This is a genomic window from Microbacterium hydrocarbonoxydans, from assembly GCF_900105205.1.
GTDB classification, from domain to species: Bacteria; Actinomycetota; Actinomycetes; order Actinomycetales; family Microbacteriaceae; genus Microbacterium; species Microbacterium hydrocarbonoxydans.
Map to the genome: position 1 here is coordinate 144,157 of NZ_FNSQ01000005.1, position 13,646 is coordinate 157,802.

The 13,646-nt window shown below is 68.1% G+C and carries 14 protein-coding genes; 9 read left to right on the forward strand and 5 right to left on the reverse strand.

Annotation, left to right across the window (positions count from 1 at the left end; translation table 11 throughout):
• Nucleotide 1 precedes the first annotated feature (1 nt).
• The 3 genes from BLW44_RS00910 to BLW44_RS00920 are packed head-to-tail and all read left to right on the forward strand — an operon-like array spanning nucleotide 2 to nucleotide 1,916.
• Complete coding sequence (locus BLW44_RS00910; protein WP_060928267.1) at nucleotides 2-370, forward strand: DUF1048 domain-containing protein; 369 nt, start codon at nucleotides 2-4, stop codon at nucleotides 368-370.
• A complete protein-coding gene (locus tag BLW44_RS00915) occupies nucleotides 367-1,152 on the forward strand; it encodes an ABC transporter ATP-binding protein (protein ID WP_060928266.1) in 786 nt (261 codons plus the stop codon). The genes BLW44_RS00910 and BLW44_RS00915 overlap by 4 nt, the downstream gene beginning before the upstream one ends.
• Nucleotides 1,149-1,916, forward strand: a complete 768-nt coding sequence (locus BLW44_RS00920) for an ABC transporter permease (protein WP_060928265.1) — start codon at nucleotides 1,149-1,151, stop codon at nucleotides 1,914-1,916. Before BLW44_RS00915 ends, BLW44_RS00920 begins: the two co-directional genes overlap by 4 nt.
• Before the next feature lie 115 nt (nucleotides 1,917-2,031).
• On the opposite strand, the gene BLW44_RS00925 is transcribed toward BLW44_RS00920, so the two are convergent.
• From BLW44_RS00925 to BLW44_RS17895, 5 genes are all read right to left on the reverse strand, one after another.
• A complete protein-coding gene (locus BLW44_RS00925; protein ID WP_060928264.1) occupies nucleotides 2,032-3,528 on the reverse strand; it encodes a lipase maturation factor family protein in 1,497 nt (498 codons plus the stop codon).
• A gap of 155 nt (nucleotides 3,529-3,683) precedes the next feature.
• Complete coding sequence (locus BLW44_RS00930) at nucleotides 3,684-4,601, reverse strand: glycine betaine ABC transporter substrate-binding protein (protein ID WP_060928263.1); 918 nt, start codon at nucleotides 4,599-4,601, stop codon at nucleotides 3,684-3,686.
• Between the two features lie 74 nt (nucleotides 4,602-4,675).
• Nucleotides 4,676-5,692, reverse strand: coding sequence for an ABC transporter permease (locus tag BLW44_RS00935; RefSeq protein WP_060928270.1), 1,017 nt, complete (start codon nucleotides 5,690-5,692; stop codon nucleotides 4,676-4,678).
• Complete coding sequence (locus BLW44_RS00940; protein WP_060928262.1) at nucleotides 5,692-6,993, reverse strand: quaternary amine ABC transporter ATP-binding protein; 1,302 nt, start codon at nucleotides 6,991-6,993, stop codon at nucleotides 5,692-5,694. The genes BLW44_RS00935 and BLW44_RS00940 overlap by 1 nt, the downstream gene beginning before the upstream one ends.
• Before the next feature lie 433 nt (nucleotides 6,994-7,426).
• Nucleotides 7,427-8,629: a class I SAM-dependent methyltransferase gene (locus BLW44_RS17895; protein WP_060928261.1), complete on the reverse strand. Its 1,203-nt coding sequence runs from the start codon at nucleotides 8,627-8,629 to the stop codon at nucleotides 7,427-7,429.
• 61 nt (nucleotides 8,630-8,690) lie between these two features.
• On the opposite strand from BLW44_RS17895, the gene BLW44_RS00950 reads away from it, so the two are divergent.
• The 6 genes from BLW44_RS00950 to BLW44_RS00975 all read left to right on the forward strand — a co-directional run bounded on the left by BLW44_RS00950 (nucleotide 8,691) and on the right by BLW44_RS00975 (nucleotide 13,604).
• Nucleotides 8,691-9,344, forward strand: a complete 654-nt coding sequence (locus BLW44_RS00950; RefSeq protein WP_060928260.1) for a TetR/AcrR family transcriptional regulator — start codon at nucleotides 8,691-8,693, stop codon at nucleotides 9,342-9,344.
• Nucleotides 9,341-10,447: an ABC transporter ATP-binding protein gene (locus BLW44_RS00955; RefSeq protein ID WP_074731507.1), complete on the forward strand. Its 1,107-nt coding sequence runs from the start codon at nucleotides 9,341-9,343 to the stop codon at nucleotides 10,445-10,447. The genes BLW44_RS00950 and BLW44_RS00955 overlap by 4 nt, the downstream gene beginning before the upstream one ends.
• Complete coding sequence (locus BLW44_RS00960) at nucleotides 10,444-11,244, forward strand: ABC transporter permease subunit (protein ID WP_060928259.1); 801 nt, start codon at nucleotides 10,444-10,446, stop codon at nucleotides 11,242-11,244. Before BLW44_RS00955 ends, BLW44_RS00960 begins: the two co-directional genes overlap by 4 nt.
• A gap of 334 nt (nucleotides 11,245-11,578) precedes the next feature.
• The gene (locus BLW44_RS00965) at nucleotides 11,579-12,004 is read left to right on the forward strand and encodes a GntR family transcriptional regulator (protein WP_060928258.1); all 426 of its coding nucleotides are present in this window, start codon (nucleotides 11,579-11,581) and stop codon (nucleotides 12,002-12,004) included.
• Complete coding sequence (locus BLW44_RS00970; protein WP_060928257.1) at nucleotides 12,001-12,918, forward strand: ABC transporter ATP-binding protein; 918 nt, start codon at nucleotides 12,001-12,003, stop codon at nucleotides 12,916-12,918. The genes BLW44_RS00965 and BLW44_RS00970 overlap by 4 nt, the downstream gene beginning before the upstream one ends.
• Complete coding sequence (locus BLW44_RS00975; protein WP_060928256.1) at nucleotides 12,918-13,604, forward strand: hypothetical protein; 687 nt, start codon at nucleotides 12,918-12,920, stop codon at nucleotides 13,602-13,604. Before BLW44_RS00970 ends, BLW44_RS00975 begins: the two co-directional genes overlap by 1 nt.
• Nucleotides 13,605-13,646 lie beyond the last annotated feature (42 nt).

Below are 13,646 nucleotides of genomic sequence, written 5' to 3' on the forward strand. Positions count from 1 at the left end.
AATGGCCGCCAAGTGGATCGAAGCGATCACCGGATCGCTCGAAGAGAAGAAGCAGTACAAGCAGGCTCAGGCCCGCATCAACGCCCTTCCGGAGCCGTACCGCGAGATGGCGAAGGCGCAGCAGCGCTACAACATGTACTACGGCGGGGTCACCGACGGCGACGTCATCGTGAAGATGTTCCTCGACATCGCCGACCTGTGGGAGCGCGCTGCGATCGACGGCACCCCGGTCAGCGCGATCGTCGGCGACGACCCTGTCGAGTTCGCCGAGAACTACGCCGCGGCGTACGGCGGCCGACAGTGGATCGACAAGGAGCGCGCCCGCCTCATCAAGGCGTTCGACGACGCGAAGAAGAAGGAGGAATCATGACGGATGCAGCCATCTCGGTGCGCGGCATCGAGAAGTCCTACAAAGACCTGCACGTGCTGCGAGGAGTCGACTTCGAGGTCCAGAAGGGCTCGATCTTCGCCCTCCTCGGCTCGAACGGCGCGGGGAAGACCACCATGGTCCGCATCCTCTCGACGCTCCTGAAGTCGGATGCCGGCACCGCCACCGTGCAGGGTGTCGACGTTGCGGCCGATCCGCTCGCCGTGCGCCAGCGGATCAGCCTCACCGGGCAGTTCGCCGCCGTCGACGAGATCCTCACCGGGCGCGAGAACCTGGTGCTCGTCGCGAAGCTGCGCCACCTTCCTGACGCAGATCGGGTGGCTGACCTTCTGCTGGCGACGTTCCGCCTGACGGATGCCGGCGCACGCAAGGTCGGCACGTACTCCGGAGGGATGCGGCGCCGTCTCGACATCGCCATGAGCCTGGTCGGACATCCCGAGGTCATCTACCTCGACGAGCCCACCACGGGCCTCGACCCCGAGGCGCGCATCGAGGTGTGGAGCGTCATCAAGGAACTCGCCCAGACCGGAACCACCGTGCTGCTGACCACGCAGTACCTCGACGAGGCGGAGCAGCTGGCCGACCGCATCGCGATCCTCCACGAGGGCCGGATCATCGCGAACGGCACCCTCGCCGAGCTCAAGCGGCTGCTGCCGGCCGCGAAGGTCGAGTACGTCGAGAAGCAGCCCACCCTCGAGGAGATCTTCCTCACTCTCATCGGCCCGCAGGCGGGGTCGTCCACCGGAAAGGAGAACGCAGCATGAGCACGCACTTCGTCGCAGACACCGCGACGCTCACCGGCCGGTCGATGCGGCACATCTTCCGCAGCGCCGACACCATCATCACCACGGCGGTCACCCCGATCGCGCTGATGTTGCTGTTCGTGTTCGTCTTCGGAGGGGCGCTCAAACAGAGCATCGGCTCCGAGAACTACGTCAACTACCTGCTCCCCGGCATCCTGCTGATCGCGGTCGCATCCGGCATCGCCTACACGGCGTTCCGCCTGTTCAACGATCTGCAGAGCGGCATCTTCGAGCGGTTCCACTCCATGCCGATCGCCCGATCGAGCGTGCTGTGGGCTCACGTGCTCACCTCGCTCGTCGCGAACGCGATCACCCTGGCGATCATCTTCGCGGTCGGGTTCCTGATGGGATTCCGCACCGGAGCCGGTCCCCTGGCGTGGCTGGCCGTCATCGGCATCCTGCTGCTGTTCACCCTGGCGCTCACCTGGTTGGCGATCATCGCCGGCCTCAGCGCCAAGACGATCGACGGAGCCACGGCGTTCTCGTACCCGCTGATCTTCCTCCCGTTCATCAGCTCGGCGTTCGTGCCGACCGAGACGATGCCGGGGCCGGTACGGTGGTTCGCCGAGAACCAGCCGGTCACCTCGATCGTGAACAGCATCCAGGCGCTGTTCGCCGAGAAGCCGGTCGGCAACGACATCTGGGTGGCACTCGCATGGTGCGTCGGCATCCTCGTCGTCGCCTACGTGTTCGCGATCATCGCCTACCGCAAGAAGGTCAGTTGAACGTCTGCAGTGAGACGGAACGCTCCGTCCGGGCCCCGCGCCCGGCCGGGGCGTTTCGCCGCGCTCGGCGTCGGCCTGAGCTCCGGCCGGTTGGCACCCTTCCCACCTTCGTGATCTACCGCAGCCCGAGAGGGCCGAGCACCACGGCCTGCCGTGTGCGCACCCAGACCCCGGCGCCCTCCCGGCGCTCTGCCCTGGTCGCGAAGCGGTAGCGGTACGACACCGCGCGCACCCAGCGGGGCGGCTCGCCCTCGAACGGATCGGTGCGCAGCAGCGCGAGGGTCGGAGCATCCGCCTCGAGCAGCCGCAGCAGGAACACCGTGAACCAGTCGTCGAGTGAGCGCCCGAGCGGCAGGAACCACATCAGCCAGTCGAGGCGCAGATGGTACGGGGCGAACTGGCGGGGGATGCGGCGCACATCACCGGGCTTGCCCTTGAACTCGTACTCCCGCCACAGCAGGCCGTCGTCATCGACCGACCCCTCGACGACGATCTCGACACGCTCCTTCGTCACGGTGCCGAAGGCCCCATACGCATTGCCGATCTGCCAGCGGTTGAAGCTCGCGTTCATCAGCTGGCGGCGCGCGAACAGATTCCGCAGCGCGGGCCAGCTGAGAGCCACGACGAGCAGACCGACGGCACTCGTGATCACGAGCCAGTACAGCGGGATGCCGGGCCAGAGCGGCCACTCCGCGCCACCCTGTGGGGGTCCGGCCCGCTTCTCCGTCGCCTCCACGGCGCCGATTCCCGGCATCCCGATCGCCGAGAAGGCGATCACGATCGTCACCCAGTTCAGCCAGGCGAAGTTGCCGGTGGCGACCAGCCACACCTGGGTCGCGATCATGATCGCCGCGGCGACCGCCCCGATGATCTGCGGCACAGGGCCCGGTATCCAGATCGAGAGCAGCGGCGCGAACACGAAGAACGGCACGACCAGCTGCGCGAAGTGATTGCCCACGACCTCGATCCGGTGGAACCATCGCGGCAGCAGATGCGCCTGACGACTGAGCGGGCCGGGCATCGGCTGCGTCTCGTGGTGGTAGTTCAGCGCTGTGAGGTCGCGCCACTCCCGACCGCCGCGGATCTTGATCATCCCGGCACCGAACTCGACACGGAACAGCAGCCACCAGAACAGCACGATCACGACCGTGGGAGGCGGCTGGTCGGCCGAACCGAGGAAGGCGGCCAGGAAGCCGGCCTCGAGCAGCAGCATCTCCCATCCGAAGGAGTAGAACGTCTGCCCGATGCTCACCACGGACATGTATCCGAGCCACAGCACGATGGAGCACAGCATCGGCACCCACGGCGGGCCGAGCTGCGGGATGCCGACGACGAGCGCCGCCGCGACCACGATGCCCGCCGCACAGAGCAGCAGGAGGCGCCGATCCGAGTAGCGCAGATACAGGAAGACGGTGGGATGCAGCATCCGCCGTCTCGATTTCTTCGTCCCGACCCAGTCGAGCAGCATCGGCGCCGGGAGGAGCCCCCGCTCGCCGAGGAGCGGCCGGAACTGGTTCAGCGTCGAGACGAAGGCGACGAGGTAGAGCGCCGCGATCCCCCGCTGCAGCACCTCACGGGCGAACCCGAAGTCGACCGCCGCGAACCCCTCCATAGGCACAGGCTACGCCCCGACCCACTCGGCGAAAGAGGGGCTTGTGCATCGCCCTGACAGGCTGCGAACGCCGCGATGGGCGGAGGATCCGTGACAGATCCTCCGCCCATCGGGGAGAAGTCCGCCCAGCGCGTGGGCGGTTCACAGGGGTCAGGTCAGCTGACGACCCAGTCGAAGTCGTCGCCGTGCTCCTCGAGCCAGGCGTCGACGGCATCCGCTTCCTTGCCCTCGCCGTACTCGTTGACGACCAGGTCCTCGAGCGAGCCGTACTGCTCGTCGTCGAGCTTGATCTGCTCGATCAGCTCAGCGGCCTCGGGGAACTCCTCGGCGAAGCCCTTCGTGCCGAGGAAGTGCAGCCGCTCGGCCTCGCCCATCGCGCCCTTGGGGTCTTCGAGATCCTTCAGCGGGAAGGCGTCGTTGGCCCAGAACGGACGCCACAGCGTCACGACGATGTCCTCTTCCTTGTCGGTCGCGGACTTCAGCTCGGTGAGCATCGCCGCGGTCGACGAGGTGACGAGCTCGTACTCGGAGTCGAGGCCGTACTCGGGCATCATCTTCTGGGTCTGGGCGGTGAGACCGGCACCGGGCTCGATGCCGAAGATCTTGCCGTCGAACTCGGCACCCTTCCCCGCGAGGTCCTCGATCGAGGTCAGGTCGGAGTACTCGGGGACGGCGAGCGTCAGCTTGGCGTTGTCGTAGTACGCGCCGAGATCCTCGATGTCGTCGCCGTACTGGTCCATGTAGGACTTGTGGGTCAGCTCGGGCCAGGCCGACGGGTAGATGTCGACGTCGCCCTGCGCGAGACCGGTGTACAGCGGACCCGCCTCGGTGAGCGTCTTCATCTCGACCGTGTAGCCGATCTTCTCGAGCTGGTCCTGCAGCAGGTAGGCGGTGCTCAGGCCGTCGGTCCACGACGGCAGGAAGCCGAGCGTGATCGTGCCCTTGTCGCCGGAGCCGGAGTCGGAGCCGGCGTCGCCGCCGCCGGTGCCGCCCATGCCGTCGCCGCTGCAGCCGGCGAGGGTGAGGGTCGCTGCGGCGCCGATCGCCGCGATGGTCAGGAGCTTCTTCTTCATGTGTGTCTCTCTCGTTCCGTATATGTGTGCTGTGTTGCTGTGTACTGCGTGTTCTCTTGTGCGGAAGGGATGAGTCAGTGCACGCCGCCGCCGACGGCGGTACGCGTGGATGCCTCGGCCTCGGCCTCGGCGGACGCGTCCTGCGCGGGGGCTGCTGCGGTCTGGGTCGCTGCCGGCGTCGGCGCGGATGCCGAAGCGGATGCCGCGGCGAGGCGTCGCTGCGTGCGGCGACGCGCCAGCATCCCGAGCAGCGACGAGCGGTTGCTGCCCAGGTCGCCCAGCGCCGCGGTGACGCGGTCGAGGAAGACGGCGATGAGCACGACGCCCAGCCCCGCCTCGACGCCCTTGGCGATGTTGATGGTCGAGATCGCCTCGACGACGATCTTACCGAGGCCGTCGGCGCCTGCCATGCCGGCGATGACCGCCATCGACAGGGCCAGCATGATGACCTGGTTGACCCCGGCGAGGATCGTGGGCATCGCGAGCGGAAGCTGGATGCCGCGCAGGATCTGCCCCGGCTTGGCACCGAACGCCTGACCCGCTTCGACGGTCTCGGAGTCGACACCGCGGATGCCGAGCTCGGTCAGTCGCACACCGGGAGGCAGCGCGAAGATCACCGTGGCGACGAGGCCCGGCACGACGCCGATGCTGAAGAACACGATGGCCGGGATCAGGTAGACGAAGGCGGGCATCGTCTGCATGAAGTCGAGCACGGGCTTCAACACCGCGCGGACCGTGGCGTTGCGCGCCGACCAGATGCCCAGGGGCACGGCGATCAGCACGGCGATCACCGCGGCGACGAGCACGAGGGCGAGGGTCTGCATCGCCGGCACCCACAGGTTCATGGCGACGATCAGGGCGAACGAGACGACCGTCCCGATCGCGAGCTGCCACGAGCGGACGAGCCAGGCGATCAGCGCAGCCACCACGATGATCACGATGAAGTGCGGGCTGAGCAGGGCTCGGGTGAGGCCGTCGACGAGGAAGCTGACGACGAAGGAGATGACGTCGAGCAGACCGTCGAGGTTCGTCTTGATCCAGTCGACGCCCGTGGCGACCCAGGTGCCGAGGGGGATGCGGAAGCCGTCCATCAGCGCACCTCCCCTGCCGTCGCGGCGTCCGCCGGGTCGGCGGTCCACCCGTCGTCGAGCACCGCATCGATCTCGGCCTGCGGCATGGGCAGCAGCGGCAGAGTGAGCTCGCCGGTGGCACCGGGGCCCGGGCCCAGGGCCGCGAGCAGGGTGATGCGCGGGATGACGCCCACGAGTCGGTTCTCCGCGTCGACCACCGCGAGCGGCAGCGGCGACTCGACCGAGGGGATGAACAGGTTCATGAGGACCTCGTCCTTGCTGACGCTCTGCGGCACCGGCTTGATGATCGACTCGAGGGTCGACACGCCCTGACGCACGAGCTTGACGGCATCCCGGTCGGTGACGATGCCGAGCAGTCGGCGATCACGTCCGGTCACGTAGGTGGCCGACATGAAGGCGTCGCGCATCTGACGCAGCGCCGTGCGGGGTCCGGCACTCTCCGGGACGACGGGGCGCGGGCGCTCCATGACGTTCGCGGCGGTGAGCACGCGGGCGCGGTCGACATCCTGCACGAACTGCTCGACGTAGTCGTTCGCGGGGTCGGTGAGGATGTCCTCCGGCGTGCCGATCTGCACGATGCGGCCATCGCGCATCACGGCGATCCGGTCGCCGAGGAACATCGCCTCGTTGAGGTCGTGGGTGATGAAGACGATGGTCTTCTGCAGCTTCTCCTGCAGTTCGAGGAGCTGCTCCTGCATCTCGCGGCGGATCAGCGGATCGAGGGCGCTGAACGCCTCATCCATGAGCAGGATGTCGGAGTCGGCGGCGAGGGCGCGGGCGATGCCGACACGCTGCTGCATCCCGCCGGAGAGCTCGGACGGGAGCTTCTCGGCCTGGCCCTCCAGCCCCACGAGGGAGAGGATCTCCTCAGCCTTCGCCAGGCGCTCCTCCTTGCCCACGCCCTTGAGCTCGAGCGGATAGGCGACGTTCGCGGCGACCGTGCGGTGCGGCAGCAGCGCGAAGTGCTGGAACACCATCGAGATGCGGTCTCGGCGGATTTCCCGCAGTCGAGAAGAGGGGATGCCGGTGATGGGGTCGCCGTTCACGACGACGGATCCGTCTGTCGCCTCATGCAGACCGTTGAGCATGCGGATGATGGTGGACTTGCCGGAGCCGGAGAGGCCCATGATCACGAAGATCTCGCCCCGGTTGACGGTGAAACTGGCGTCGATGACAGCGGCGGTTCCTGCATCGCCGACCTGGGATCTGCTCTCACCGGCCTTCAGTCGACGGACGGCACTGCTCGGATTCTTCCCGAACACCTTGTACAGATTGCGCGCTTCAAGAGCGATATCGGACACGTTTCCCCTGCGGCTCGCCGAGTGCGGCTGAGCCTGCTTCGGTTACGCCCGGGTGATCCTCCCGGCCGTTTCGACGTGGTGCTGTGGCGGCGCGGACGGCGGATTTCGGATCCACCGCGATAGAGCATCGACCGTACGTCCACGCCTCTTCGCAGCACAGCACATTCGAAAGAAGGACGTGGTCGCGGACTGGTCTTCGGGCCGTCAGGCCCACCAACCAACGTAACGAAATGGCCGGTCACGGGCAAATCCGCTGTTCCCGATGCCGTTCAGTTTCGTATGCTGACCGGGGGATTGCGCGGGTTTCGGACGTGGGCGTCCCGCGCTTCTCCGACGCCTGCCGAGCGCTTGGGAAGGCCATGTGCGCCTCCGAAGTCCGGATGCCAGGGAGACGGACTTCCGGGGCGCATTCGGACTTCCGAGGCGCACACGATCAGCGGCGGATGCTGCGCGTGACCGTGAACTTGGAGGTGCGTCCGAGCTGCGCGGTCGGGCCGATCAGTCTGGTCAACTCACCGCGATACCCGAGGGACGAGTTGAACACCGTGACGAGCTCCCCGCCGGGACGCAGGATGCGGGCGGCGGCCTCGAACAGCCGGGTCGCGGCTCCCGTATGGACGCTGCTGCCGAGGTGGAAGGGTGGGTTGAGCAGCACCAGATCGGCGCTCGCGTCGGCGAGCTCGGACGCGGCGTCGTCGTGCATCACGGTGACCCGATCCGCGACGTCGTTCGCCGCCATGGTCGCGCGAGCGGATGCCGCGGCTGCCGCCGACCGATCGGTGGCGATCACGCGGGCTTCGGGGTGTGCGAGGGCATAGGAGGCGGCGAGCGCGCCGGTGCCGCAGCCCAGATCGACGACGGTGAGCGCCGGGCTCGACTCGGTGTCGTTCACAACGCAGCATGGATCGGCCGGAGTGGCCGATTCCGCGGCGTTCCGGGGAGAAGCAGATACATCTGTGCTGAGTTGTGAACCGTCGAGGCCGAGCATGTCGAGCAGCACCCGCGTTCCGATGTCGAGACGCGCCCCCGCGAAGGCGCCGCCATGCGCCACCAGCACCAGTCCGTCGTGCTGCGCGGTCACCGGGTACGGAGGCTCAGAACGAACCGGCCGCGGGTCAGAGGCCACGACGAGACGGGACTTGCGATCCGCCCGCTCGGCCTGCACCTGCGCGAAGCTGCGCGCCAGCACCTCGTTCTGCGTGATCGTCATGTGCTTCACGCGTCCACCGGCGACGAGCACGACATCAGGAGCCGCCCAGCGGGCCACCGCATCCGCGATCTCCTCGAGCTCGGCGAGCGCCTTCGGCAGCTGCACCAGCACCAGACGCGCACCGTCGAGCAGGGTCGCGTCGAGTTCGTGGGACGAGAACCCCTCGATGCCCAGCTCGCCTGCATTCCGGGCGAGCGCCCGTCGGCCGGTCGCCAGATCCTGGTGCACACGCACACCGTCCAGCCCGGCGTGGGTGAGCGCCAGCGTGATCGCGCCGTACTCGTCGCCGATGACCGCGACCTCCCGACCCGAGACACCGGAGGTCAGCGCCCGGCCGACGAGCAGCAGGTCGGTTGCGTCGTGCGCCTGCAGGTTGTCGGCCTCGACGTCGGGCCATCGACGCAGGCTGCTGAAGGGGAAGTCCACCGCTCCAGCCTAGGAGCGCACCCTCTTGACCCAGACTGAACGGTCGTTTAGCATACTGTACATGCGTTCAGCACCCGATGACCTCACCGCCCGTGCCCGAATCCGGGACACCGCCATTGCCGCGTTCGCGCGCGACGGCTACGACGGGGCGAGCCTGCGCCGCATCGCGCAGGAGGCGGGGGTCAGCCCCGCCCTGATCGTCCATCACTTCGGAGACAAGAACGCCCTCCGCGCCGAATGCGACGACTACGTGGTCTCCGTCTTCATCAACGAGGAGCACGACCTCATCGTCGCGCCGACCCGCGATCGCATCCGCACCGCACTGAACGATCTCGAGCGCTACGGACCGTATCTCGACTACCTCGCCCGCATGCTCGCCGACGGCTCGGCCGCCGCCGATCGTCTGTTCGACAGCTTCCTGGCCAACACCCGCGACGTGCTCGACGAGCAGAAGGCCGCTGGCATGCTCGAGCCGATGAGCGATCCCGAGATGACGATCATGCTGCTGACCCTGATGGGGCTCGCCCCCGTCGTGATGCGCGCACAGATCGCTCGCGCACTGGGCACCGACCAGCTGAGCCCGGCAGGACTGCTGCGCACGACGCTGCCCACACTCGAACTTCTCACGCACGGCATCTACTCGACCACCGCGCTGCTCGACGGCGCCCGAGAGGCTCTCGCCTCACCGGGCGGCGCGAAGGGAGCACCCTCATGACCTCCACCATCGAGATCGACCGACTGCACAAGCGCTACGGCACTCGCATCGCTCTCCACGAACTCGACCTCGCCGTACGGCCGGGGACCGTGTTCGGCCTCATCGGCCCGAACGGAGCGGGCAAGACGACAACGCTGCGCACGCTCGTCGACGTCATCCGTCCGTCCTCGGGTTCCGTGCGGGTCCTCGGGGTCGAGCCGCGGCTGGGAGGTGCAGCCCTGCGACGCCGCATCGGATACGTGCCGGGCGAACTGCACCTCGAGGGCCGCTCGAGCGGACATCGGATGCTGGCGTTCTACGCGCAGGTGTCGGGCGAGCGTGACTCCGCCGCCACGCTGCGCACCGCGCGCGAGCTCGCCGATCGTCTCGGCGTCGATCTGTCGCGCTCGGTACGCACGCTCTCGAAGGGCAACAAGCAGAAGATCGGGCTCATCCAGGCCTTCATGCACCGGCCGGAGCTGCTGATCCTCGATGAGCCGACGAGCGGCCTCGACCCCCTCGTGCAGCGCGAGTTCCTGCAGATGGTGCGCGAGGCGAAGGATGCGGGGCAGACCGTGCTGCTGAGTTCACACGTGCTGAGCGAGATCCAGCAGACCGCCGACGAGGTCGCCGTGCTCGCGAACGGCAGGGTCGTCGCCGAAGGCGATGTCGCCTCGCTGCGGCTCGGCTCGATCCGCCGGATACGGGCAGAGATCGCCATCCCGGATGCCGCGGCCGCAGCGGCCGCATTCGATCGTGTACCGGGGCTCACCGGACTCGAGGTGCACCCGGGCGACGGCACGCTGCAGCTCGCCGGCACGATCGAGGGCGCGATCGACCCGTTCATCAAGGCGCTCGCGCCCTTCGAGGTGCGCGACCTCACGGTCGAGGAGCCCGACCTCGAGGAGTCGGTGCTGCGCCTGTACGGAAGTGCCGCGGCGAGCCCGGCTCCCGACGCAGAGTCCGGCGCGGCTCGCGGCGCGGCGTCCGACGTCGAGCCTGGCGCCGCGGCCGGTGCAGAGTCGGGCGTCGCGTCGCGGTCCGCCTCCCGCACGGACCCGGCCACCGTCCAGGACGCCCCGCCGAGCAGACGAGCCCGACGCGCGAGGGGGGATCGGCGGTGAACGGCATCCTTCCCGTGTTCCGTCGCAGCCTGCGCGAGTCCTGGCGCGGCCTGCTGGGCTGGACCGTGGGCCTCGCGGCCGTGCTGTTCCTCTACCTGCCCCTGTTCCCCAGTCTCGGCGGGGGCGGACAGCTCGAGGCGATGATCTCGTCGCTGCCGAAGGAGCTCGTCGACACGCTCGGCTACGACCAGATCGCGACGGGCGCCGGATACGCGCAGAGCACGTTCTTCGGCCTGATCGGATTCCTGCTGCTCACGATCGCGGCCGTCCTGTGGGGATCCGCAGCGCTCGCCGGCGCGGAGGAGAGCGGACGCGCCGAGCTCGATCTCGCGCACGGCATCGGCCGCGCGCAGTACGCGCTCGAGTCGGCGCTGGCCGTGCTCGTCCGGCTGGTGTGGCTCGGTGTATTCGCGGGGCTCGTCGTCTGGGCGCTGAACGGCCCCTCCGAACTCGGCATCGACGACGGGAACATCGTCGGGGCGAGTGCGGCGCTCACCGGCCTCGCGTTCCTCACGGCATCCGCCGCCCTGTTCGCCGGCGCCGCGACGGGTCGCCGCATATGGGCGACCGGCGTCGGCGCGGGGGTCGCCGTGCTCGGGTACATCCTGCAGGCGCTCGCCAGGCAGTCGGCAGATCTGGAGTGGCTCAACGCCCTGTCGCCGTACGCATGGGTGTACCACCGGCCGCCTCTCGCCGACGGCGTCGACCCCGGAGGACTCGCGCTGACCTGGGGCCTCGCGCTCGCCCTCGTGGCCGCGGCCGCTGTCGCGCTGCGCGTCCGGGATCTGCGCGGCTGACGCCCCACATAGTTGCCCGCATCCGGGCACGACTTCGGAGCGCGGAGGCGACACCCTGCGTCGACCGCTCCCCGCTCGGCGTGTCGTCCGCCGTCTCCGAAGTTGTGCCCGCGCGAGCGGCGAGCGACCAGCGCCGCTCCGCCTGCGTGGTCAATAACGCACCCGAACCGCGGCTTTCCGGTGTTCTTTCGACCCCGCACCAGCTGATCGAGCTCTCTCGGATGCCGAATCGACCCCGCACCGGCCGGAGAGTGCGGCAGCACACCGGTTGACACGATCCAGGTTCGGTGGTTACCTAGTCTAGTAACTAACCCACAAACCACGCGGAGGACTCGTGATCGAAGAAGGCAAGCCGCTCTTCCTCCAGATCGCCGAGCAGATCGAGGACTCGATCCTCGACGGCTCGCTGCCGGAGGAGACTCAGGCGCCCTCGACGAACGAGCTCGCCGGCTTCTATCGGATCAACCCCGCCACCGCAGCGAAGGGAGTCGCCATGCTCACCGACAAGGGCGTGCTGTACAAGCGCCGCGGCATCGGCATGTTCGTCGCCGCCGGCGCGAAGGATCTGCTCCTCGGCGAGCGCCGCGCCGCGTTCGCCGACCGCTACATCGACCCGCTTCTCGCCGAAGCTCGCACCCTGGGCCTCGGCGCCGACGACCTCGCCGCGCTGCTCCGTGAGCGCGCGGCGCACACTGCACAGTCAGCACAACCAGCACAGCCAGCACAAGCCACCCAGACAGAAGGGAAGAACCCCGCATGACCGCCGTCATCGAGGTGCAGGACCTCACGAAGAGATACAAAGACAAGCGCGCACTCGACAACGTCTCGCTGAGCCTCGAGGGCGGAGCGATCTACGGACTGCTCGGCCGCAACGGGGCGGGCAAGACCACACTCATGTCGATCCTGACCGCGCAGAACTTCGAGTCATCCGGAACCGTCAGGGTCTTCGGGGAGCATCCGTACGAGAACGCGCGTGTCCTCAACCGCATCTGCTTCGTGCGTGAGAGCCAGAAGTACCCGGATGACGCCTACCCGCGTCACGCTTTCAAGGCGGCGAGCCTCTTCTTCCACAACTGGAACCAGGAGCTCGCCGACGAACTCGTCGAGCAGTTCCAGCTGCCGATGAAGCAGACGATCAAGAAGCTCTCCCGCGGTCAGCTCTCGGCAGTCGGCGTGATCATCGGACTCGCCTCGCGCGCCGAGCTGACGTTCTTCGACGAGCCCTACCTCGGTCTCGATGCGGTTGCCAGACAGATCTTCTACGATCGCCTGCTCGAGGACTACGCCGAGCATCCGCGCACGATCATCCTCTCGTCGCACCTGATCGACGAGGTCTCGAACCTCATCGAGAAGGTCATCGTGATCGACAACGGCCGCATCCTCCTCAACGAGGACACGGATGCCGTCCGCGACCGCGCCGTCACGGTCGTCGGCGACGCCGCCAAGGTCGACGCCTGGGCGTCCGACCGCGAGGTGCTGCACCGGGAGGCGCTCGGACGCGTGGCATCCGTCACCGTGCTCGGCGCGCTGTCTCCCGCCGAGCGGGCCGAGGTCACGGCATCCGGTCTGGATCTCGCCCCGGTGTCACTGCAGCAGCTGATCGTCCGACTCACCCAGAAGACCGAGGCGGACTCGGCCACGAGAGGTTCACTCGCGAAGGAGGAGGTGCGCTGATGCGACGCACACTCAACGTCATCCGGCTGCAGCTGATCAACCGCCAGACCTTCATCTGGGTCCCGCTGATCATCCTCGGCTCCGCCGTGGTGATCTCGGTGCTCATCTACGCGATGATCCCGGTCGACACCCCGAAGTACGGCGGCGGCGGACAGGCCCCGCTCTGGTACTTCTTCGCCATCGGGATCTCGGCGATGACCCTGACGTTCCCGTTCTCGCAGGCCATGAGCATCACCCGTCGGGACTTCTTCTTCGGGACGCTGCTGACCGCCATCCTCGGCAGCGCGTTCATGGGCGTGGTGTTCCTGATCGGCGGCGGCATCGAGATGCTGACCGACGGGTACGGGGTGAACGGCTACGTCTTCTACCTGCCGTGGCTGTGGGAGGCGGGCCCGGGCGGCGCGTTCATCGTCTACTTCACCCTCGCGCTGTTCCTGTTCGTCGTCGGCTTCACCGGGGCGACGATCTACAAGAGCTGGGGTCCCACCGCGCTCACCATCGTCGGAGTCGGACTCGCCCTGATCCTCGTGGGTCTCGCGTTCCTCGCGACGAGGCTCGAGCTGTGGGACGAGGTGTGGACGGGCATCCTCGACGCGGGCGCAGTCGGCCTCGCGCTGTGGGGACTCGTGGGCGTGGTGGTGCTCAGCGCCGTCTCGTTCCTCGCCTTCCGCCGCGCCACCCCCTGATCCTCTCGTCGCCCGACGCCGGTCGCCCCACGGGGTGGCCGG

Excerpts from the sequence above, each read along its gene's own strand:
- BLW44_RS00910 (WP_060928267.1), top strand. The coding sequence starts at position 2 with ATGGCCGCCAAGTGGATCGAAGCGATCACCGGATCGCTCGAAGAGAAG.
- BLW44_RS00915 (WP_060928266.1), top strand. The coding sequence starts at position 367 with ATGACGGATGCAGCCATCTCGGTGCGCGGCATCGAGAAGTCCTACAAA.
- BLW44_RS00920 (WP_060928265.1), top strand. The coding sequence starts at position 1,149 with ATGAGCACGCACTTCGTCGCAGACACCGCGACGCTCACCGGCCGGTCG.
- BLW44_RS00925 (WP_060928264.1), bottom strand. The coding sequence starts at position 3,528 with ATGGAGGGGTTCGCGGCGGTCGACTTCGGGTTCGCCCGTGAGGTGCTG.
- BLW44_RS00930 (WP_060928263.1), bottom strand. The coding sequence starts at position 4,601 with ATGAAGAAGAAGCTCCTGACCATCGCGGCGATCGGCGCCGCAGCGACC.
- BLW44_RS00935 (WP_060928270.1), bottom strand. The coding sequence starts at position 5,692 with ATGGACGGCTTCCGCATCCCCCTCGGCACCTGGGTCGCCACGGGCGTC.
- BLW44_RS00950 (WP_060928260.1), top strand. The coding sequence starts at position 8,691 with ATGCGTTCAGCACCCGATGACCTCACCGCCCGTGCCCGAATCCGGGAC.
- BLW44_RS00955 (WP_074731507.1), top strand. The coding sequence starts at position 9,341 with ATGACCTCCACCATCGAGATCGACCGACTGCACAAGCGCTACGGCACT.
- BLW44_RS00970 (WP_060928257.1), top strand. The coding sequence starts at position 12,001 with ATGACCGCCGTCATCGAGGTGCAGGACCTCACGAAGAGATACAAAGAC.
- BLW44_RS00975 (WP_060928256.1), top strand. The coding sequence starts at position 12,918 with ATGCGACGCACACTCAACGTCATCCGGCTGCAGCTGATCAACCGCCAG.